Raw genomic sequence first — 20028 nt, forward strand, 5'->3', positions numbered from 1 at the left:
GACCCGGCTCACCGCCGCCGTCGCGCCCGCCACGCGTCGACCGCCGCCCAGACCAGCAGCACCACGGCGGTCCCGCCCAGGATCCCACCGGCCGCGCCGGTGGAGAGCACCGCCGTCGGCCGCGCCGGCGATGCGAGGTAGACGATCGCCAGCACCCCGGCACCGGCGCCGAGCAGCACGAGCAGGACACGCCGGACGAGTCCGGAGACCACCTCGCGGTCGCGGCGGTCGGAGAACAGCCGGATGTTGACCGCGAGCTTGCCGGTCTCGAGCGCCTCGGTGATCCGGTCGACCCGACGGGGCAGCTTCCGCGCCGCCGACACCACGCCGAAGAGCTCGCGGACGGCGAGCTCCCGCACGGCCCGCGGCCGCAGCTGGTCACGGATCTGCTGCCGGGCCAGGTCGCGGGACTCGTCGAGGAGGTCGAACGACGGCGCGAGGCTCCGCAGGGTGCCCTCGAAGATCGCGAGCGCCCGGGCTGCGGCGACGAAGTCCGGCGGCGGCTTGAGCCGGTAGCGCCCGAACACGGCGACGGCGTCGTCGACGGTCTCGACGCCGATCCGTGCCCCGGGCCCGAGCTCGTCCGCCACGAACGCCGCGATGTCCCGGCGGAAGTCCGGTTCGTCCTCGGCGTCGCGGACGGGCGCCATCCGCATCACTGCGTCAGCGATCCGCTCCGTGTCGTCCTGGATGTAGCCGGCGAGCAGGTCCTGGACGGTGCCGCGCAGACCCGGGTCGAGCCGACCGACGGACCCGAAGTCGATCAGGGCCGGCCGGCCGTCCGGCAGCAGCACGACGTTCCCCGGGTGCAGGTCGGCGTGGTAGATCCCGTCGAAGACGATCTGCCGGAGGAAGGCGTCGAGCACGGCACGCATCGGGGTGTCGAGATCCTGCCCGGTGCCCGCTGCCCGCAGGGCGCTGAGCGTCTCGCCCTCGAGGAACTCCATCACCATCACCCGGCGCCCTGAGAGGTCCCGGTAGGGCTCCGGGTAGGCGACCGCGTCGGGACGGGCGCTCCGCGACTGTGCCGCACGGAGGGCGGTCAGGTTCCGCATCTCCGACGTGAAGTCCACCTGCCGCACCAGGTCGTCGGCGTACTGCTGCGCGACGTCGGCGACCCCGACCTGGCGCGCCTCGGTGCTCGTCCGCGCGAGGAACCGGACCACCCGGAGGGCGATGTCGACGTCACGACGGACCGCGGCGTCGATACCGGGTCGTTGGACCTTCACCGCGACGACCGTCCCGTCGCGCAGGGTCGCGCGGTGCACCTGCGCGATCGACGCCGCGGCCACCGGCTCGGCGTCGAACGACGCGAACACCTCGCCGACGGGCGACCCCAGCTCCTCCTCGAGGAGCACGGCGACCTCGGCCGCGTCGGCAGGGCGGACGCTCCGTTGCAGGTGCGCGAGCCCCTCGGTCCACTCGTCCGGCAGCAGGTCGTCGCGGGTCGACAGGAGCTGTCCCATCTTCACGAAGCCACCACCCGCCTCCTCGAGGGCACGGCGCAGGTGCTCGGCCTGCCTCCGGCGCAGGTCCGACGTCTCCGGGTCACGGGAGAAGTCGAGCCGTCGGAAGGGCACGAGCTCGTGACGGCGGGCGATCGACAGCAGCTCGGTGAAGCGCCGGGCACGGGATCGCAGGCTGCCGACGGCGACGTCCTGCTGGCCGAGGTCGCTCAGGCGGGGCGGGGTGGGCACCGGACCAGTCTGCTCCCCGGCCCTGCGGACCCACCCCGCTCCTGCACAGCCGGGAGGCGCGGCGCACCCTCCACAGGTCGGCCCGCCCGCCCCTCCCTGTCGCGTCCACTGCGCGACGCTCGTCACATGGACACCGCACTGATCACCACGGCGATCGCGGCCGCCGCGTCGATCGCCGCTGCCGTCGTCAGCTGGTTCGGCGCGTTCCAGGCCAGGCGCACCGCGGTGCGGCACCACGCCTGGGAACGCTTCACCCGGGCGCTCCGACAACGTCCCGGCGACCGTGCACACGACATCTCGATCGCTGTGCTCCGGAACCTCGCGACCGTAGCGTGGTGGCCGAAGACCGACCGGCGGCTGGCGCACCGCGCCCTCCGAGGTCGCTCGGATCCCGGCCACCGAGCGGACGGATCGACAGGAGGAGACCTCGGATGATGCGGATCTTCAAGCCACTGCCCGACGCGCTCGACCCCGATCGCGACGGAGACGAGTACTGGGCGTGGGAGAACGGTGCGACGCTCGACGAGTTCCGCGAATGGGAACGCACGGGCGTGCTCACGCTCTCCATGCGTCTGAAGTGGTGGTGGCGCCGGACCCGCCCGACCCTCCGCTAGACACCGACCTCCTGGTAGGCGGTGAACAGCAGGTGGTCCTCGGGGCCCTCGAGCGTCACGGGCTTGCCGACCCCGTCGAGGATGATGAAGCGGAGCATGCCCGCTCGTGCCTTCTTGTCGCGGCGCATCGTCGCGAGCAGGCCCTCCCACCGTCCGATCCCGTAGGTCGTCGGCAGCTCCAGCGACTCGAGGATCGACCGGTGCCGGTCGACGGTCGCGTCGTCGAGGTGCCCCGTCAGCCGGGCGAGCTCCGCGGCGAACACCATGCCCACGGACACCGCCGCGCCGTGCCGCCACTGGTAGCGCTCGGCGTGCTCGATCGCGTGCCCGAGGGTGTGCCCGTAGTTCAGGATCTCCCGGCGGCCCTGCTCGGTGAAGTCCTCGGAGACGACCTCGGCCTTCAGCGCGATCGCGAGCTCGACCACCCGGCGGAACTCCGGCGTCGTCGGGTCGGTGACGCGGTCGACGTCGGCCTCGATGACGTCCAGGATCTCGGGGACGGCGATGAACCCGGCCTTCACGATCTCGGCGAACCCGGTGAGCACGTCGTTGCGCGGCAGCGTCCGGACGAGGTCGAGGTCGGCGACCACGGCACGCGGGTGGTGGAACGCCCCGACCAGGTTCTTGCCCTCGTTGGTGTTGATGCCGGTCTTCCCGCCGACACTCGCGTCGACCAGGCCGAGCACGCTCGTCGGCATCGCCAGGAACGGCACGCCGCGGAGCCACGTCGCGGCGACGAACCCGGCGAGGTCGGTGACGGCTCCCCCGCCGAGGCCGATGACGGCGTCGGTGCGGGTGAAGTCCGCCTGGCCCATGACCTGCCAGCAGAACGCGGCGACCTCGACGCGCTTGGCGGCCTCGGCGTCCGGGACCTCGGCGATGAGCGCGTCGAGACCGGCGTCGACCAGGACGGCACGCAGTTCGTTCGCCCGGGCGCCGAGCGTCGGTGCGTGCACGATGAGCACCTTCGCCACGCGCGGGCCGAGCAGCGCCGGGACCGAGCCGAACAGGTCGTTGCCGACCACGACGACGGACCCGCCATCGCCGCCGACGCGGATCTCGGTGGTGCCCTCGGGCAGGTTCGTCGCGGTCACGGTGTCCCTCCGGTGGTGTGCTCCTCGTCGGAGCCGGTCTGCTGGTCGGTCACCCACGCCACGACGTCGCGGACGACGTGCGACATCGGGCGCCGCGAGGTGTCGAACGTCACGTGCGCGAGCTCCGCGTAGGTGGCGGCCCGTTCGTCGGCGATGGTCTGCCAGGCGTCGATCCCACCCTGCACCAGCAGCGGCCGGTCGCTGCCGGCGATCCGGGCGGCGACGGCCTCGGGCGACACCGTGAGCAGCACGATGCGCGCGCCGTGCAGGGCGGCACGGGTGTCGGGGTGCGTCACGGCTCCCCCGCCGACCGAGACCACGCCTCCGGTCGCGACGGCGTTCCGGACGGCCTCGGCCTCGAGCAGGCGGAAGGCCGGCTCACCGCGATCGGCGAAGATCCCGGGGATGGGGCCGTGCGTCCGGGCGATGACGCGGTCCGTGTCGGTGAACGGGACGCCGAGCGCCTTGGCGACACGCTTGCCGACGCTCGACTTGCCCGCACCCATCGGTCCGATCACGACGACCGGCGGGTCGAGCCGCGCAGTCGGAGCGGGGACGGACGCGTCGGCGCCGCTCACCGGACCGACGACGACTCCGCCGCCGGGGACTCCGCGCCGTCCGTCCGACGGGTGCGCAGGGTCTCCGGGAGCGCGGCGAGGTAGGCGTCGAGGTTGCGCTTGGTCTCGGTCAGGCTGTCGCCGCCGAACTTCTCGAGCACGGCGTCGGCGAGCACGAGCGCGACCATCGCCTCGGCCACGACACCCGAGGCCGGCACCGCACAGACGTCGCTGCGCTGGTGGTGGGCCGCGGCGTCCTCACCGGTGGCCACGTCGATGGTGTGCAGCGCGTGCGGCACGGTCGCGATCGGCTTCATGCCGGCGCGGACGCGGAGCACGGTGCCGGTGGACATGCCGCCCTCGGTCCCGCCGGCGCGGTCGCTCGTCCGGACGATCTCGCCGTCCTCGCGGTACAGCTCGTCGTGCGCCTCGGACCCGCGCCGTGCGGCGGTGGCGAAGCCGTCGCCGACCTCGACGCCCTTGATCGCCTGGATCCCCATGATCGCCGCGGCGAGCCGGGCGTCGAGACGGCGGTCCCAGTGCACGTGCGAGCCGAGGCCCGGCGGGACCCCGTAGAAGAGCACCTCGACGACGCCGCCCAGCGTGTCGCCGTCCTTCTTCGCAGCCTCGACCTCGGTGACCATCCGGGCGGAGGTCTCCGGGTCGGCGCAGCGGAGCTGGTCCTCGTCGAGGCGGTCGACGTCGTCGGGCAGGGGCAGCGGCGTGCCGTCGGGCACGCGGACCGTGCCCACCTGCAGCGTGTGGGCGACCGAGCGGATGCCGAGCTCGGCCAGGAAGGACTTCGCGACCGCACCGAGGGCCACCCGCGCCGCGGTCTCGCGGGCGGACGCGCGCTCGAGGATCGGCCGTGCCTCGTCGAAGCCGTACTTCTGCATGCCGACCAGGTCGGCGTGGCCGGGTCGCGGCCGGGTCAGGGGCGCGCTGCGGCCGCGGGACATCTCGGTGGACTCGACCGGCTCGGGGTTCATCACCTCGACCCACTTCGGCCACTCGGTGTTCCCGATGCGGATGGCGATCGGGCTGCCGAGGGAGTACCCGTGGCGCACGCCCCCGGAGACGTGGAGCTCGTCCTGCTCGAACTTCATGCGCGATCCGCGCCCGTAGCCGAGCTTCCGCCGCGCGAGGTCGGTGCGGATGGACTCGAACGACAACGGGACGCCGGCGGGCAGGCCCTCGAGCATCGCGATGAGTTCGGGTCCGTGGGACTCACCAGCGGTCAACCAACGAAGCATGTCGACCATCCTCCCACAGGGTCCGGCCGTGCGACGCGGCCGGACCCCCGCGGGCCTACTGGTACTCGGGGTGTGCCCGGAGCCAGGCCTGGAACTGCTTGACGGCGACCTGGTGCTCCGCGTACGTGTCCGAGAAGACGGTCTCCCCCGTGTCGAGGTCCACCGTCACGAAGTAGAGCCACTTCCCGTCGGCCATGTTCGTCACGGCCTTGATGGCCACGTCGCCCGGGTTCGAGATCGGTGCCGGCGGCAGCCCCTTGTGCACGTACGTGTTGTAGGGGTTCCCGGCGTCGGCGCGCTCGGCGTCCGTCGTGGTCACCTTGTGCGTGTTGCCCGTCCCGTAGGCGACGGTCGCGTCCGACTGCAGCGGCATGTCGACGTCGAGCCGGTTCTGGAACACGCGGGCGACCTTCGGGTAGTCGGCGGCGAGACCGGCCTCCTTCTGCACCAGCGAGGCGAAGACGACCACGCGCTCCTGGTCTGCCTCCGCGACGCCCGCGGCGGCCAGGTGCTCCTTCATGGTGTCCACCATCGACTGGAAGTACTGCTTCGCGGTCCACCCGGGGTTGATCGGGTAGGTCGCCGGGAAGAGCCAGCCCTCGAGCGTCGTCGTGCCCGCCGGGAGTCCGTACGCCTGCACGTCCTCGGCAGCAGCGCGCACCTCGGCCTCGGACAGCCCCGCCTTCGAGACCATGCCCGCCTCGATGTCCTGCAGCGCGGTCCCCTCCGGGATCACGATCGACGCCTGGACGCGGTTGTCGGAGTCCTTGAGCGCGGCCAGGGCGGCCTTCGAGCTCATCTCCTTCTTCAGCTCGTACGACCCCGGCTGGAACGAGACGTCCGGCGAGGTCAGCAGCAGCTTGTAGAAGACCTTCGAGCTCTTCACGACGCCACTGCGCTGCAGGGTCTTCGCGACGTCCTCGCCGATGTCGCCCTGCTTGATGGTGATCGTGACCTTGCTCGTGCCGTCGCCCGTGTAGTCGTCGGGCTCGCTCGAGCCGCCGATCGCGCTGACCAGCTGCTGCACCTTGGGCGCGGCGAACGCGTACGCACCGACGCCGCCGACCAGGACGAGCGCGACGATCACGATCCCGGCGACCAGCGGTCCGCGACGCCGCTTCGGTCGCGGTTCGCGCGGCGGCCGGGAGGCGCCACCGCCTCCGCCCCCTCGCCCGCGTCCGCCGCCGGTCCCGCCGACGCCCTGGTCGCCCCCGGCGGCTCCGCTCGCGGCAGCAGCGGCCCCGCTCGCAGCAGCCGGCGATCCGTCGGGACCGCTCGCGCCGCGCGGGTCCGGGTCCTGCCGAGCGCCGGCGCGGGCCTCGCGGACGGCCTGCGCGTCCGGTGCCCGGAGCTCGCCCGTGAGCAGCGCACGGACGTCGGGGTGGAGCTCGTCGTCCGAGCGCGCGACCGGAGCGTCCGCCGGGGACGCCGGTCGCGCCGCGGCCGGCTCCGACCCCCGCGCACGAGGACCGGGCCCCGCAGCGGCGGCAGCGGCGGGCTCCTCCGCCGGAGCCGAGGCCCGGCGCGCGGACTCGGCGGCCTCGGCGGCGCGTGCTTCGCGGCGGGACATCGGTCGGTCGGGCTCGGCGGCGGGTTCGGTGGTGCGCCGCCGCCGCCCGGCGTCGTCGCCAGGCGCGATGATCGCGTCCCAGTCCAGGTCGTCTGCCAAGGAATCCTCGGTCTCTCGGGTCGGGGGCTCCACCTGGGCCCCGTCGGTCCGGGAACGACGGTCTCCCGACCCGTCCCGGGGCCGGTCGGTCAGGGGAGCGTTGCGCCGGGAGCGGCGCTGGACGCACGCTCGTGGTCGAGCGCGTGTTGCAGGATGATAACAGCGGCCGCTTGATCGATCACGGCTCGGGACTTCTTCGTGTTCCTGCCGGCCTGGTGCAGACCCCGCTGCGCCGTCACCGTGGACAGCCGCTCGTCGACCAGCCGGACCGGCCGGTGCTCGGCCAGCAGCTCCGCGAACGCCCTGGCGTCCGCGGTCGACGGGGTGTCGTCGCCGGACATCGACAGCGGCAGCCCGACGACGATCTCGATCGCGTCGTACTCGTCGGCGAGCTCGACGATCCGGCGGACGTCGGTCGCCTGCGCCCGCGGCACCGTCTCGACCGGCGTGGCCAGCAGGCCGTCCCGGTCGCAGACGGCGACCCCGATGCGGGCCTTGCCGACGTCGACGCCGAGACGGCGACCGGACCGGATCGGCACGCTCAGCCCGCCAGTCGCGCGGTCACGGCGCGCAGTGCCGCGGGCAGCGCCGCCGCGTCCGTGCCGCCGCCCTGGGCGAGGTCCGGCTTGCCGCCACCACCGCCGCCGAGCACGCCGGCGGCCTCCTTGGCCAGCGGTCCCGCCTGCACGCCGGCAGCCCGGGCCGCGTCGTTGGTCGCCACGATCACCACGGGCTTGCCGTTGACCACGGCTCCGAGGACCACGACCGCGGCACCGTCACCCAGCTGCCCGCGCACGCCGGTCGCCAGGGAGCGCAGGTCGTCGCCGGACTGCAGCCCGTCGACCGTCTCGGCGACCACGGTCACGGCGCCGACGGTCTCGGCCTGCCGTGCGATCGACGGCACCCGCTGCTGCAGGTTCGCCGACTCGAACTCGGCGATCCGCTTCTGCGCGGTGCGGAGGTCCTCCATCAGGCCCTGCACGCGGGTCGGCAGGTCCTCACGGGGAGCCTTCAGGGCGCTGGAGAGCTGCGACACGATCGTCCGCTCGACGGCGAGGTCCCGGAAGCCCTCGAGCCCGACGAGCGCCTCGACGCGGCGGTTGGTGGAACCGACGCTCGACTCCCCCACCAGGTTCACGAGGCCGACCTGCGCGCTCGAGGCCACGTGCGTGCCACCGCAGAGCTCACGCGACCACGGGCCGCCGATGTCGACCATGCGGACCTCGGCACCGTACTTCTCGCCGAACAGCGCCTGCGCGCCGAGGGCCTTCGCCTCGTCGAGCGGGAGCACGCGGGTCTGCACCGCGAGGTCGGAGCGGATGGCGGCGTTCACGACCTCCTCGATCTCGGAGCGGGTGGCGCCGGACACGGGCTGCGACCACGAGAAGTCGAGGCGCATGTAGCCGGACTTGTTGTACGAGCCGGCCTGGAGTGCCTCCGGGCCGAGCACGTCGCGCAGTGCCGCGTTCACGAGGTGCGTCGCGGAGTGCGCCTGGGTCGCCCCGCGGCGGTACTCGGCGTCGACGACCGTCGTGGCCGCGTCGCCGACGCCCACCTCGCCCGAGCGGACCTGGACCGTGTGGCTCCAGAGGCCCGCGACGGGGCGCTGCACGTCGAGCACCTCGAGGTCGAAGCCGTTGCCGACGATCGAGCCCTGGTCGGCGTCCTGACCACCGGACTCGGCGTACAGCGACGTCTCGCCGAGGATGACCTCGGCGATGTCCCCGGCCACGGCGCGGTCGACGCTGACGCCGCCCACGATGATCCCGAGCACAGCGGACTCGGCCTCGAGCGCGTCGTAGCCGAGGAAGACCGTCTCGCCCTTCGCGCGGAACGCGCTGTAGACGCTGAGGTCGGCGAGGGCGGTCTTCTTGCTCTTCGCGTCGGCCTTCGCCCGGGCACGCTGCTCCGACATCAGGGTCTCGAACGCACCGCGGTCGACCTGGACGCCGGCTTCCTCCGCCATCTCCATCGTCAGGTCGATCGGGAAGCCGAAGGTGTCGTGCAGCAGGAACGCCGTGTCGCCGCCGATCGCCGGGGCGCCGTCCTGCTTCGCACGCTCGACCGCGACGTCGAGGATCGTCGTGCCCTGTGCCAGCGTGCGCAGGAACGTCTCCTCCTCCGCGAAGGCGATCCGGGCGATGCGGTCGAAGTCGCTCGCAACCTCCGGGTACGCCTCCTGCATGGCGTCGCGCGACGCCGGGAACAGCTGCGGGAAGGTCGCGCCCTCGACGCCGAGCAGGCGCATGGCCCGGACGGTGCGACGGAGCAGACGACGGAGGATGTAGCCGCGACCCTCGTTCGACGGGGTGACGCCGTCCGCGATGAGCATGAGCGAGGAGCGGACGTGGTCGGCGATGACACGCATCCGGACGTCGTCCTCGTGCACGGCGCCGTACCGACGGCCGGAGATGCGCGCGGCCTCGTCGAGGACCGGACGCACCTGGTCGATCTCGTACATGTTGTCGACGCCCTGCTTGATGAAGGCGACGCGCTCGAGCCCCATGCCGGTGTCGATGTTCTTGTTCGGCAGTTCGCCGGTGATCGTGAAGTCGTACTTCGACCGCACGTCGGCGATCTGGTACTGCATGAAGACCAGGTTCCAGATCTCCACGTAGCGGTCGTCGTCGGTCGCGGGTCCGCCGTCGATGCCGTACTCGGGACCACGGTCGAAGAAGATCTCCGAGCACGGGCCCGCGGGACCGGGCTGGCCGGTCGACCAGTAGTTCGTGTCCTTGCCGAGGCGCTGGATGCGGTCGTCCGGCAGCGACGAGTGCTGCTTCCAGAAGGCGATCGCCTCATCGTCGTCCTCGTACACGGTGACCCACAGGTCGTCGGCGGAGAACCCGAGGCCGCCGTCCGCCTCCTGGGTGGTCAGGAACTCCCAGGCGTACTGGATCGCCTGCTCCTTGAAGTAGTCCCCGAACGAGAAGTTGCCGTTCATCTGGAAGAACGTGCCGTGGCGAGGGGTCTTGCCGACCTCCTCGATGTCGTTCGTGCGGATGCACTTCTGCACACTGGTCGCACGCGGGTACGGCGCGGGGATGAGCCCGGTCAGGTACGGGATGAACGGGACCATGCCGGCGACCGTGAAGAGCAGCGACGGGTCGTCCGAGACGAGCGACGCGGACGGGACGACGGTGTGTCCGCGGTCACCGAAGAACTGGAGCCAACGGCGGCGGATCTCTGCGGTCTGCATGGTGCTTCCTGATTCAGGTCGGCGGAGGGTGCGTGGGAGCCGGGGCGCGGGAACGCTCAGGCGTCGTTGCGGAGTTCGGCCTCGCGGGAGCGGTACCCGTCGGCCACGGCGTCGGTGAACGCCTTCGTCCGGGCGTCGACGTCCGCGAAGAGCCGTGCGCCACCGGGCGTGTTCGCGATCCGGTGCGCGGCGGCGAACCCGATGACGACGCCGACGGCGACGAAGAACAGCTGCTTCACGGTGCCTCTCCCTCTCGCGCACGCGAGCGGTGCGTGCCCGAACGAGTGTAGTGGCGCAGGGCGGCCGGGACGCCGAACGGCGGGCCGCCCTCCTGAGAGGACGACCCGCCGTTCGGGTGTGATCGGTGGATCAGCGAGCTGCGTAGTACTCGACGACGAGCTGCACTTCACAGGTCACGGGGACCTCGGCGCGCTTCGGACGACGGACCAGGCGGGCCTGGAGCTTGTCGATCTCGACCTCGAGGTAGCCCGGGACCTTCGGCAGGACTTCCTGGTGCCCACCGGCGGCGGCGACCTGGAAGGGCTCGAGGGACTCGGAGCGCTGCTTCACGTGGATGAGCTGCCCCTCCTTCACGCGGAAAGACGGACGGTCGACGAGCTTGCCGTCGACCAGGATGTGACGGTGCACGATCAGCTGACGGGCCTGCGCGGTGGTGCGGGCGAAGCCGGCACGCAGCACGAGGGCGTCGAGGCGCTGCTCGAGGAGCTCGACGAGGTTCTCACCCGTCAGGCCCTTCGTCTTGCGGGCCTCTTCGAAGACGATGCGGAGCTGCTTCTCGCGGATGCCGTACTGGGCGCGCAGACGCTGCTTCTCACGGAGACGGACGGCGTAGTCGCTGTCCGCACGACGGCGGGTGCGGCCGTGCTCACCGGGGCCGTAGGGGCGCTTCTCGAGGTACCGGGCCGCCTTCGGCGTCAGCGGGATGCCGAGCGCGCGCGAGAGGCGGGTCTTGCTGCGGGTGCGTGACTTGGTAGACACAGGGTCCTTTTCTCTGTCTGAACTGAATGACTCGCCGGGCACACGACCGACCGCGGGCGACGAGCGCACGTGGGTGATCGATCCCGACGACGGGATCCAGAGGGATGAGCCTGTGGGATCGGACGGCTACAGTCCGAACCTCTGCCCCCGTCCCACCGGAGTGGGACTCTGTCCTCGGCGCAGCCGCACGCGAGGACCAGGACGTAGGCCCGTCAACGATAGCAGCATCGGGACGCCGGGTGAAGCACCGGGCTCACTCGCCGCGGGTGATCCTCCGGAGTCGTTCGAGCCGGGGACCGACCTCACGCTCGTACCCGTTGCCGGTCGGCCTGTAGTACTCCGTGCCCTCGAGCGCGTCGGGGAGGTACTGCTGGCGGGCGACCCCGTGCTCGGCGTCGTGCGAGTAGACGTAGCCCTTGCCGTGCCCGAGGCGCTTCGCCCCCGGGTAGTGCGCATCGCGCAGGTGCACCGGCACGACCCCCATCCGCCCGGCCTTGACGTCCGCGACCGCCGCGTTCACGCCGTTGTACGCGGCGTTCGACTTCGGCGCCGTCGCCAGGTACACCACAGCCTCGGCCAGGGGGATGCGACCCTCGGGCATGCCGATGAGCTGGACCGCCTGTGCCGCCGCCACGGCGATCGGCAGCGCTTGCGGGTCGGCCATGCCGATGTCCTCGGACGCCGAGATGATGATGCGGCGGGCGATGAAGCGCGGGTCCTCGCCCGCCTCGATCATCCGCGCCAGGTAGTGGAGGGCCGCGTCGACGTCGCTCCCCCGCACCGACTTGATGAACGCGCTGATGACGTCGTAGTGCTCGTCGCCCTGACGGTCGTAGCGCAGCAGCGCGCGGTCGACGGCCGCGGCGACGGTGTCGGCGTCCACCAGCGGGACCGTCTCGACGCCGTCGAGCGAGACCTCGTCGTCGTCGTCCGCGTCCCCGCCCGCCGCGGCGATCGCCGAGGACGCCGCTGCCTCGAGCGCGGTGAGCGCACGGCGCGCGTCGCCGGAGGACAGCCGGACGATGGCCGACCGCGCGTCGTCCCCGAGCACGACCGACCCACCGAGCCCGCGTGGGTCCTCGACGGCTCGGTCGACGAGCATCCCGAGGTCCTCGTCGGTGAGCGGCTTGAGTGTGAGGAGCAGCGACCGCGACAGCAGCGGGGAGATCACCGAGAAGGACGGGTTCTCGGTCGTCGCCGCGATGAGGATCACCCACCCGTTCTCGACCCCGGGGAGCAGGGCGTCCTGCTGCGCCTTGCTGAAGCGGTGGATCTCGTCGAGGAACAGGACGGTCGTGGACCCGTACAGGTCGCGGTGCGTCAGCGCCTTCTCCATGACCTCGCGCACGTCCTTCACACCGGCCGTCACCGCGGACAGCTCGACGAACTCGCGGCCGGACTGCCGCGCGATCGCCTGGGCGAGGGTCGTCTTGCCGGTACCGGGCGGTCCCCAGAGGATCACGGACACCCCGCCGGGGTTCTCGCGCGTGCCGGTGGCGAGCTGCACCAGCGGGCTGCCGCGCCCGAGCAGGTGCTGCTGCCCCGCGACCTCGTCGAGGCTCGTCGGCCGCATCCGCACCGCCAGCGGGACGGACCCCTGAGCCAACCCGGCGCGACCACCCGTCGTGGGCGCGCGCATGCCCGATCGATCCGCTGCCATGCTCCGATCGTAGGCCGGACCACCGACGTGCTGCGTGCCTCCCGGCCGGTGCCGTCGGTCGGTCCGCTACGCTCGTCGGCACAGTCGACGAGAGGTCCGATCAGCACCGTGGCACCGAAGAACCAGGCGCGCGACAACCGCGAGGCGCGCGAGCGCCTCCGGCTCTACCAGGCCCGTCAGGGGCTGCACGACCGGCAGCGGCGCCGGCGGAAGCGGGACGACCTGGTCGGCGTCGGGGTGCTCGTCCTGGTCGCCGCGCTGGCCACGGGGTCGCAGCTCGCCTTCGCCGGGTCCCGCGCCGAGGACGCGCCGGCTGCGAGCGCGTCCGCCACCGCCACCCCCACCCCCTCGGCGAGTGCGACCGCCGGGAACACCGGTACGGTGCCGAGCAAAGCCATCGCGGACGGCGCGACCTGGACCGGGACACTCACGCTGAACAAGGACGTCCGGCTCGGCATCGAGCTCGACGGGAAGGCCGCGCCACAGGCGGCGAGTGTCGAGATCGACCTCATCCGGAAGCAGTTCTACGAGGGCACCACGTGCCACCGACTCGCCGACAGCGCGGACTTCCGGTTCCTGCAGTGCGGGTCGGCGAACGGTGACGGCACGGGCGACGCCGGGTTCCAGTACGGCCCGCTCGAGAACGTCCCGAGCGACGGCCGGTACGCCGAGGGCACGCTCGCGATCGCGCGGGGCGCGTCCCCGTACTCGCAGTCGACGCAGTTCTTCATCGTCTACGGCGACACGACGCTCGACGGCTCGACCGGCGGGTACACCGTCGTCGGCAAGGTCACGAGCGGACTCGACGACCTGGAGCGCGAGATCACCTCGAAGGGCATCGCGTCGGCGGGCTCGGACGGCACCGGAGCGCCGAAGGTCGCGACGACGATCACCGGTGCGACGATCCGCGAGCAGGACTGACCGGACCGATCCGCCCCGACGGCGGCGTCCGGTCGTCCACAGCCCGCACGTCCGACTGGCCCCCGGGCCCCTCCGGTGCAATAGGCTGACGACCTGACCGTGCCGACGGGGACGTCGGCGATGCACGACCACGATCGAGGCGAGACCTGTGGGACCTGACGAAGCAACGACCTGGGGCCGGGTCGACGAGAACGGGACGGTGTACGTCCGGTACGACGACGGCGAGAAGGCCGTCGGCGAGTACCCGGACGCCACCCCGGACGAGGCCCTCGCGTACTTCGCGCGCAAGTACGCCGACCTCGAGGGGCAGGTGAAGATCGCCGAGCAGCGCGTCCAGCGCGGCGCCTCGGCGAACGACGTCTCCCGGACCGTCGAGCACCTGCGCACGCAGGTCGCCGAGGCCCGCGTGGTCGGCGACCTGAAGTCGCTCGAGAACCGGGTCGCCGCTCTGTCCGAGCAGGTGGGCTCGCTGACGAAGGAGCAGCAGGCACAGGCGCAGCAGGCGCTCACCGACGCACTGGCGTACCGGACCTCGCTGGTCGAGGAAGCCGAGTCGCTCGCCGCCGTCGACCCGGCTCGGGCGCAGTGGAAGCAGATCACGGCGCAGCTCGACGACGTCTTCGCCCGCTGGCAGCAGCACCAGCACGACGGCCCGCGCCTGCCCAAGAACGAGGCCAACGAGCTGTGGAAGCGCTTCCGCGCCGCCCGTTCGACGGTCGACCAGCACCGCCGCGCCTTCTACTCGGAGCTCGACGCGCAGCACCGCGACGCGCGGAACCGCAAGCAGGAGCTCGTCCAGCAGGCGGAGGCGCTCGCGTCCCGCGGCTCCGACGGCATCCCCGCCTACCGTGAGTTGCTCGACGACTGGAAGCGTGCCGGCCGTGCCGGGAAGCGCCACGACGATGCGCTCTGGGCGCGCTTCAAGGCCGCCGGTGACGTGCTGTTCGAGCAGCGCCACGCCGAGGCCGCGGTCGAGAACGAGGAGTTCTCCGCGAACCTCGTCGCGAAGCAGGCCCTGCTCACCGAGGCCGAGGCGCTGCTGCAGCAGAAGGACCGGGTCGCCGCCCGTCGCACGCTGACGGACATCCAGCGCCGCTGGGACGAGATCGGCAAGGTCCCGCGCGGCGACGTCCGTCGGATCGAGGACCGTCTGCGTGCGGTCGAGGACCACGTGCGGAGCCTCGAGGACGAGCACTGGAAGGCGTCTGACCCGGAGCGCAAGGCACGGCAGACCGGGCTCGCGAGCCAGCTCGAGGACGCCATCGGCAAGCTCCAGGCCGAGCTCGAGGCCGCACAGGCCTCCGGTGACTCGCGCAAGATCAAGGAGGCCCAGGAAGCGCTGGACGCCCGCAAGATCTGGCTCGACGCACTCGGGAGCTGATCAGCGCCACGCACGCAGGACGCCCCGCGACCGTCGATCGGTCGCGGGGCGTCCTGCGTCACCGGCTGTCAGCGGCCGCCCGGGATCGGCGTCACACCGGAGCGGGAAGGCCCAGCAGCAGCCGGATGTCGAGGTCGTCCTGCCGCATCTGCACCGCGAGCTCGTCCATCGACGAGAACGCGACCATGCCGCGGACGTACGAGACGAACAGCACCGAGATCGTGTCGCCGTACAGGTCGATGTCGACGTCGAGCAGGTGCGCCTCGATCTGCTTCGCGGGCACGCCCTGGAAGGTCGGGTTGTTGCCGACCGAGACCGCCGCCGGGTACACGGTGCCCTCGTGCAGCACGCGCGCTGCGTAGACGCCGTCCGCGGGGACGAAGCCCTCGCACGCCGGGTCGAGGTTGGCCGTCGGGTACCCCATCGCACGACCACGCTGGTTGCCGTGGACCACGGTGCTCCGGACGGCGTGCTCGCGACCGAGCAGCCGGGCGGCCTCGGCCACGCGGCCGTCACCGAGCAGCTCGCGGATCCAGGTCGAGGAGACGCGTCGCTCGTCGGACGGGCGGACGTCGTCGCGCAGGTCGACGTCGTCGATGAGTTCGACGCGGAAGCCGTGCTGCTCCCCCAGACGACGCAGGAGGTCGACGTCGCCGGCACCGCGGGCGCCGAAGCGGAAGTCGCTGCCGACGAAGACCAGCTCGGCGTGCAGGGTACGGACGAGGACCTCGGACACGAAGGCCTCCGGCGCCTGCGACTGCAGGTCCTGGTCGAACCGCAGCAGGAGCATCGCGTCGACGCCGATGTCCTCGAGGAGCTCGCGGCGCTGCGCGGTGCTCGTGAGCGCGGGCGGCACGCGATCGGGGTCGATGACGCTGAGGGGGTGGCGGTCGAACGTCACCACCGTGGAGACGAGGCCGCGCTCGCGAGCGGCGCGCTCGAGGTGCGCGATCACCGCTCGGTGACCGACGTGGACCCCGTCGAACTTGCCGATGGTGACGGCGCTCGGACCGAAGCCCTGCGCCACGTCGGCGACGTCGTCGTAGTACTGCACGCCGGGCCCTACTCGCCGACCGTGGCCGACGCGGCCGCGGGCTCGGCGACGGCTGCCCGGTGGTGCTTGCGCAGCCACCAGAGTCCGGCGATCGGGAGCACCAGCGGTGCGAAGACGTAGCCGAGGCCGTAGTACGACCAGACGGTGTCGTCGGGGAACAGCTGGCGGTCGAGCAGCGACAGCGTGCCGACGATCAGCACGCCGGCCATCTCGAAGCCGATGGTGACGCACGCGACGCGGTACCAGGCGCGACCGGGGACGATGAGCGCGATCATCGCGACGATGTAGACGACGGCCGCGACCGCGCTCAGCGTGTAGGCGAACGGCGCGAACGAGAACTTCTCGATGATCTGGACGACACTGCGCCCGGTGGCCGCGAGGGCGAGGATGCCGTACACGGCGATGAGGACGCGGCCGACGCCGGTCGCGAGGGAGGATCTGTTCGCCACGGCGACGAGTCTACCGACGACGGGTGACGTGCGCGGACGCCGCCGGCACGGGCCGACCGCGGATGACGGCGCGTCAGTTGAGCGCGAACCAGATCTGGTACATCCGGTAGACCATCACCGCGACCGTGAACGCGCCTGCGCCGAGGACGACCGTGCTCCACTTCGTCCGGTCGATCAGCGCCCACAGGATCGCGGCCGGCGGCACGAGCAGCACCGACACGGCGTAGACCCCGAACTCGAGCACGTTGCCCTGCGGCGGGCTGCCGATCGCGGGGAGCACGAGCGCGACCACGCCCTGCGCCACGAGCAGGAGCTCGATCAGCGCGAGCGACCCGACGGTGTAGTCGTTCGGCTTCCAGCCGAGGAACCCGACGACCACGGCGAACAGCCCGGCGACCACGGCCACCGCGAGCTGGACCCACATGAACCACTCGATCACGCGTGCGCTCCGTCCGTCGTGGTGCCGACCGGGGCCGGCGCCGGGAAGTTCGTGATGACCCGCAGCCGACCACGCCGCACGGAGACGAGGCCGACGAGTCGGTCGTCGTCCTGCGCCACAGCCGCGACCGGGCCGTCGTGGTCGGGGTGCTCGACCGCGACACGCTTGCCGTCTGTCAGGTCCCTCGCCGCGGCCGCGTCGAGTGCCACGACGTCGAAGAGGCGACGTGCGACGTCCGCCGGGCGGGCGAGGGCTGCTGCGACGTCGACCGAGTCGTCCTCGAGGTCCACCGCGTCCGCGACGTCGAAGGGTCCGACCGCGGTGCGGCGGAGGGCCGTGAGGTGCGCACCGGTGCCGAGTGCCGCACCGACGTCCCGCGCCAGTGCCCGGACGTACGTCCCCGACGAGCAGTCCACCACGACGTCGAGGTCGACCACGGGGACGTCGACACCGTCGACCGTGACCGTGTGGTCCTCGCGGCCGGTCACCACGAAGCGGGACACCGTGACGGTGCGCGAGCGCAGGACGACCTCCTCGCCCTTCCTCGCGAGGTCGTAGGCTCGGCGCCCGTCGACCTTGATCGCGCTGACCGTCGAGGGCACCTGGTCGATCACGCCGCGCTGTGCGGCGACCGCCCGCTCGATCGCGTCGTCCGACACGTCCGCCGCCGCGACACCCGCCGTCGAGGTCGGGGTGCCGTCGGCGTCGTCGGAGTCGGTGCCGACCCCGAGTCGGATCGTCGCCGTGTAGGTCTTCCCGAGGCCGACCAGGTGCGTCAGGAGCCGCGTGGAGGGCCCGGCGCCGAGCAGGAGCAGCCCCGTCGCCATCGGGTCGAGCGTGCCGGCGTGACCGATCTTCTTCAGACCGAGACGCCGACGTGCGATCGACACCACGCGGTGGCTGGAGATGCCCTGCGGCTTGTCGACGAGGAGGATGCCGTCAGGCTGGGGAGCGACCACCGGACGAGGCTACCAGCGCGGCGCTCCCGCACGGGGTCGGTCGGACCGTCAGCAGGCGTCGTTCCACTCGCGACGCGGGTGGTCCGGGTCGGTCACGTCGAGCACCGCCGACGCGGCGATCTTGACGTCCGCCCGCCGCTCGAGGCGACCGTCCTCCTGCTCCACCCAGAGCGACCAGCGCCACAGGTTCCTGGTCCCCGGCGCGAGCAGCCCCTGGCCGTGCACGACGAGCACGCCCTCGCCCGCACCCGTCGTGCGGAACGGCGTGACGACGTCGGCCCGGAGGCCGTCGAGGTCGGCGGAGGGGGCGGCCGCGGCCATCGCGGACACCCCGTGCTGCTGGAAGCCCCCGACGAGCGCCGCAGCGACCCGTTCGAGGTCGGTGCCGTCCTGGCCGTCGATGCCGACGACGGTGCGGTTCGTGCCGACCTGTGCGATCACCTCGCCCGCGATCGCGGCCATGGTGTCGGTCTCCTGCGGTGCCCAGCGTGCCATGCACCCACCGTAGGCTGTCGTGGTGAACGCGCGCGGAGCCTCCCGGCAGCCTGTGGACGACGACCCGCCTGTGGAGGACACGACGGCTGCGGACACGTCGGACGCACCCCGACCGGACATCGCCACCCCGCTCGTCGCCTGGTTCCGCGCCGAGGCGCGCGACCTGCCGTGGCGTCGCCCGGGCTTCCCGGCCTGGGGCACGCTGGTGAGCGAGATCATGCTGCAGCAGACGCAGGTCGCGCGGGTCGTCCCCCGCCTGGAGGCGTGGCTCACCCGGTGGCCGACCCCTGCGGACCTCGCCGCGTCGCCTCCCGGCGAGGCGGTGCGCGCCTGGGACCGGCTCGGCTACCCGAGACGCGCGCTCGCGCTGCACGCGGCCGCGACGGCGATCGCCGGACAGCACGACAACGTGGTCCCGCGGGACGTCGACGCGCTCCTCGCCCTGCCCGGCATCGGCGACTACACCGCCAGGGCCGTCGCGGTCTTCGCGTACGGCGACCGGCACCCCGTCGTCGACGTGAACGTCCGGCGGGTACTCGCCCGGGCGGTCCTCGGCGAGGGCGAGCCCGGACCGGCGAAGGCGAAGCGGGACCTGCCGCTCATGGAGTCGGTGCTCCCCGAGGACCGCGAGGCGGCCGCCGCGACGAACGCGGCGGTGATGGAGCTCGGTGCGCTCGTGTGCGTCGCCCGCTCCCCCGCGTGCGACGTCTGCCCGATCGCCGACCGTTGTTCCTGGCGCGCGGCCGGGTACCCGGAGCACGACGGGCCGCGGGCGCCGAGGCAGGCGCGCTTCGCCGGCAGCGACCGCCAGGTTCGTGGCCTCGTGATGGCCGAGCTTCGAGCGAGCGACGTCCCCGTCACACGGGACGAGGTGGACCTCGTCTGGCCGGACGCCGAGCAGCGGGCGCGTGCGCTCGCGTCCCTGCTGCGAGACGGACTCGTCGTCGGCGACGACGCGACCGGGTACCGTCTGCCCGACGCCTGACGCCCGACGCCTGGTACACGACGCCCGGCGCCGGTCGGGCCTCCGCACGACCACGTCCACGCGACCGGACGACACACGACGACGGCCGCCGGACGAGGTGTCCGACGGCCGTCGTGGTGCTGCGGTGGATCAGGCGCGCTCGTCGCGCTCCTCGTCCTCGTCGTCGTGCTTGTACGGGTCGGCGTCACCGGCGTACTGGGCTCCGGCCGACGCGGCACGCACCTGCGCGTCGCGCTGCTGGGCCTGGACGAGCAGGTCCTCCATGTGCGCCGACGTCTCCGGCAGCGCGTCGGCGATGAACTCGAGCGACGGGGTGAGCCGTGCGGTGATGTTCTTGCCGACCTCGCTCCGGAGCATGCCGGTCGCGGCCTTGAGCGCGGCGGCGGAGTCGGCGCGCTCCTCGTCGGTGCCGTACACCGTGTAGAACACCGACGCGTGCTGCAGGTCGCCGGTCACCCGGACGTCGGTGATGGTGACGAAGCCGAGGCGCGGGTCGCGCAGCCCCTTGTCGAGCCGCCGTGCGACGACTTCCTTGATGCGGTCCGCCATCTTGCGTGCGCGCTGCGGATCGGCCATGGGTGCCTCCTGGGGCAGGGAATCTTC

Annotated in this window: 21 protein-coding genes; 4 read left to right on the forward strand and 17 right to left on the reverse strand. The window is 72.4% G+C overall.

Translation table 11 applies throughout. From position 1 onward, the window contains the following. Window positions 1–8: 8 nt before the first annotated feature. The gene (locus tag LCG91_RS08695; RefSeq protein ID WP_224441133.1) at window positions 9–1697 is read right to left on the reverse strand and encodes an ABC1 kinase family protein; all 1689 of its coding nucleotides are present in this window, start codon (window positions 1695–1697) and stop codon (window positions 9–11) included. 122 nt (window positions 1698–1819) lie between these two features. Next, window positions 1820–1951 (reverse strand): hypothetical protein, encoded by a 132-nt coding sequence (locus LCG91_RS16425; protein WP_263480159.1) that lies wholly within the window; start codon window positions 1949–1951, stop codon window positions 1820–1822. Window positions 1952–2128: 177 nt separating this feature from the next. Here LCG91_RS16425 and LCG91_RS08700 point away from each other — a divergent pair, with 177 nt between their 5' ends. Then, window positions 2129–2311, forward strand: a complete 183-nt coding sequence (locus tag LCG91_RS08700; RefSeq protein WP_224441134.1) for a hypothetical protein — start codon at window positions 2129–2131, stop codon at window positions 2309–2311. Here LCG91_RS08700 and aroB read toward each other — a convergent pair. The 9 genes from aroB to LCG91_RS08745 all read right to left on the reverse strand — a co-directional run bounded on the left by aroB (window position 2308) and on the right by LCG91_RS08745 (window position 12742). Further along, a complete protein-coding gene (gene aroB, locus LCG91_RS08705) occupies window positions 2308–3390 on the reverse strand; it encodes a 3-dehydroquinate synthase (RefSeq protein ID WP_411955837.1) in 1083 nt (360 codons plus the stop codon). The two genes, LCG91_RS08700 and aroB, sit on opposite strands and share 4 nt — an antisense overlap. Before the next feature lie 11 nt (window positions 3391–3401). Next, the gene (locus LCG91_RS08710) at window positions 3402–3911 is read right to left on the reverse strand and encodes a shikimate kinase (RefSeq protein ID WP_224443119.1); all 510 of its coding nucleotides are present in this window, start codon (window positions 3909–3911) and stop codon (window positions 3402–3404) included. 68 nt (window positions 3912–3979) lie between these two features. Then, complete coding sequence (aroC, locus tag LCG91_RS08715; RefSeq protein ID WP_224441135.1) at window positions 3980–5215, reverse strand: chorismate synthase; 1236 nt, start codon at window positions 5213–5215, stop codon at window positions 3980–3982. A 55-nt stretch (window positions 5216–5270) separates the two neighbouring features. Further along, a complete protein-coding gene (mltG, locus tag LCG91_RS08720) occupies window positions 5271–6884 on the reverse strand; it encodes an endolytic transglycosylase MltG (RefSeq protein WP_224441136.1) in 1614 nt (537 codons plus the stop codon). Between the two features lie 89 nt (window positions 6885–6973). Next, complete coding sequence (gene ruvX, locus LCG91_RS08725; RefSeq protein ID WP_058727278.1) at window positions 6974–7417, reverse strand: Holliday junction resolvase RuvX; 444 nt, start codon at window positions 7415–7417, stop codon at window positions 6974–6976. A gap of 8 nt (window positions 7418–7425) precedes the next feature. Then, window positions 7426–10083 carry an alanine--tRNA ligase gene (gene alaS / locus LCG91_RS08730; protein WP_224441137.1) on the reverse strand — a complete coding sequence of 886 codons (2658 nt, stop codon included), beginning with the start codon at window positions 10081–10083 and terminating at the stop codon, window positions 7426–7428. Window positions 10084–10139: 56 nt separating this feature from the next. Further along, window positions 10140–10322 (reverse strand): hypothetical protein, encoded by a 183-nt coding sequence (locus LCG91_RS08735; protein WP_058727271.1) that lies wholly within the window; start codon window positions 10320–10322, stop codon window positions 10140–10142. Window positions 10323–10452: 130 nt separating this feature from the next. Further along, entirely contained in the window at window positions 10453–11082 is a 630-nt protein-coding gene (gene rpsD, locus LCG91_RS08740) for a 30S ribosomal protein S4 (RefSeq protein WP_058726527.1), read from the reverse strand. Window positions 11083–11335: 253 nt separating this feature from the next. Then, entirely contained in the window at window positions 11336–12742 is a 1407-nt protein-coding gene (locus LCG91_RS08745; protein ID WP_411955800.1) for a replication-associated recombination protein A, read from the reverse strand. Window positions 12743–12850: 108 nt separating this feature from the next. Here LCG91_RS08745 and LCG91_RS08750 point away from each other — a divergent pair, with 108 nt between their 5' ends. Together LCG91_RS08750 and LCG91_RS08755 are read left to right on the forward strand one after the other, a co-directional pair. Beyond that, window positions 12851–13663: a peptidylprolyl isomerase gene (locus LCG91_RS08750; protein WP_224441138.1), complete on the forward strand. Its 813-nt coding sequence runs from the start codon at window positions 12851–12853 to the stop codon at window positions 13661–13663. 148 nt (window positions 13664–13811) lie between these two features. Continuing rightward, a complete protein-coding gene (locus LCG91_RS08755; protein WP_224441139.1) occupies window positions 13812–15044 on the forward strand; it encodes a DUF349 domain-containing protein in 1233 nt (410 codons plus the stop codon). 91 nt (window positions 15045–15135) lie between these two features. Here LCG91_RS08755 and LCG91_RS08760 read toward each other — a convergent pair whose 3' ends face one another. The 5 genes from LCG91_RS08760 to LCG91_RS08780 all read right to left on the reverse strand — a co-directional run bounded on the left by LCG91_RS08760 (window position 15136) and on the right by LCG91_RS08780 (window position 18440). Further along, on the reverse strand, window positions 15136–16098 hold the full coding sequence (locus tag LCG91_RS08760) for a bifunctional riboflavin kinase/FAD synthetase (RefSeq protein ID WP_224441140.1): 963 nt from the start codon (window positions 16096–16098) through the stop codon (window positions 15136–15138). Between the two features lie 8 nt (window positions 16099–16106). Next, window positions 16107–16547: a hypothetical protein gene (locus tag LCG91_RS08765; protein ID WP_058727268.1), complete on the reverse strand. Its 441-nt coding sequence runs from the start codon at window positions 16545–16547 to the stop codon at window positions 16107–16109. 73 nt (window positions 16548–16620) lie between these two features. Further along, window positions 16621–16986: a hypothetical protein gene (locus LCG91_RS08770; protein WP_224441141.1), complete on the reverse strand. Its 366-nt coding sequence runs from the start codon at window positions 16984–16986 to the stop codon at window positions 16621–16623. After that, window positions 16983–17945, reverse strand: a complete 963-nt coding sequence (gene truB / locus LCG91_RS08775) for a tRNA pseudouridine(55) synthase TruB (RefSeq protein WP_224441142.1) — start codon at window positions 17943–17945, stop codon at window positions 16983–16985. Before truB ends, LCG91_RS08770 begins: the two co-directional genes overlap by 4 nt. A 48-nt stretch (window positions 17946–17993) precedes the next feature. Then, entirely contained in the window at window positions 17994–18440 is a 447-nt protein-coding gene (locus LCG91_RS08780; RefSeq protein WP_058727265.1) for a hypothetical protein, read from the reverse strand. A 70-nt stretch (window positions 18441–18510) separates the two neighbouring features. Here LCG91_RS08780 and LCG91_RS08785 point away from each other — a divergent pair, with 70 nt between their 5' ends. Continuing rightward, complete coding sequence (locus LCG91_RS08785) at window positions 18511–19425, forward strand: A/G-specific adenine glycosylase (protein WP_058727264.1); 915 nt, start codon at window positions 18511–18513, stop codon at window positions 19423–19425. A 129-nt stretch (window positions 19426–19554) separates the two neighbouring features. On the opposite strand, the gene rbfA is transcribed toward LCG91_RS08785, so the two are convergent. Continuing rightward, window positions 19555–20001: a 30S ribosome-binding factor RbfA gene (rbfA, locus tag LCG91_RS08790; protein ID WP_058727263.1), complete on the reverse strand. Its 447-nt coding sequence runs from the start codon at window positions 19999–20001 to the stop codon at window positions 19555–19557. Window positions 20002–20028: the final 27 nt, after the last annotated feature.

The organism is Curtobacterium sp. TXMA1, assembly GCF_020162095.1.
In the GTDB taxonomy this organism is placed as follows: domain Bacteria; phylum Actinomycetota; class Actinomycetes; order Actinomycetales; family Microbacteriaceae; genus Curtobacterium.

Coding starts and splice junctions, on each gene's coding strand:
- LCG91_RS08780 (WP_058727265.1), bottom strand. CDS start 18,440: ATGGCACGCTGGGCACCGCAGGAGACCGACACCATGGCCGCGATCGCG.
- LCG91_RS08700 (WP_224441134.1), top strand. CDS start 2,129: ATGATGCGGATCTTCAAGCCACTGCCCGACGCGCTCGACCCCGATCGC.
- LCG91_RS08710 (WP_224443119.1), bottom strand. CDS start 3,911: ATGGGTGCGGGCAAGTCGAGCGTCGGCAAGCGTGTCGCCAAGGCGCTC.
- alaS (WP_224441137.1), bottom strand. CDS start 10,083: ATGCAGACCGCAGAGATCCGCCGCCGTTGGCTCCAGTTCTTCGGTGAC.
- aroC (WP_224441135.1), bottom strand. CDS start 5,215: ATGCTTCGTTGGTTGACCGCTGGTGAGTCCCACGGACCCGAACTCATC.
- LCG91_RS08745 (WP_411955800.1), bottom strand. CDS start 12,742: ATGGCAGCGGATCGATCGGGCATGCGCGCGCCCACGACGGGTGGTCGC.
- rbfA (WP_058727263.1), bottom strand. CDS start 20,001: ATGGCCGATCCGCAGCGCGCACGCAAGATGGCGGACCGCATCAAGGAA.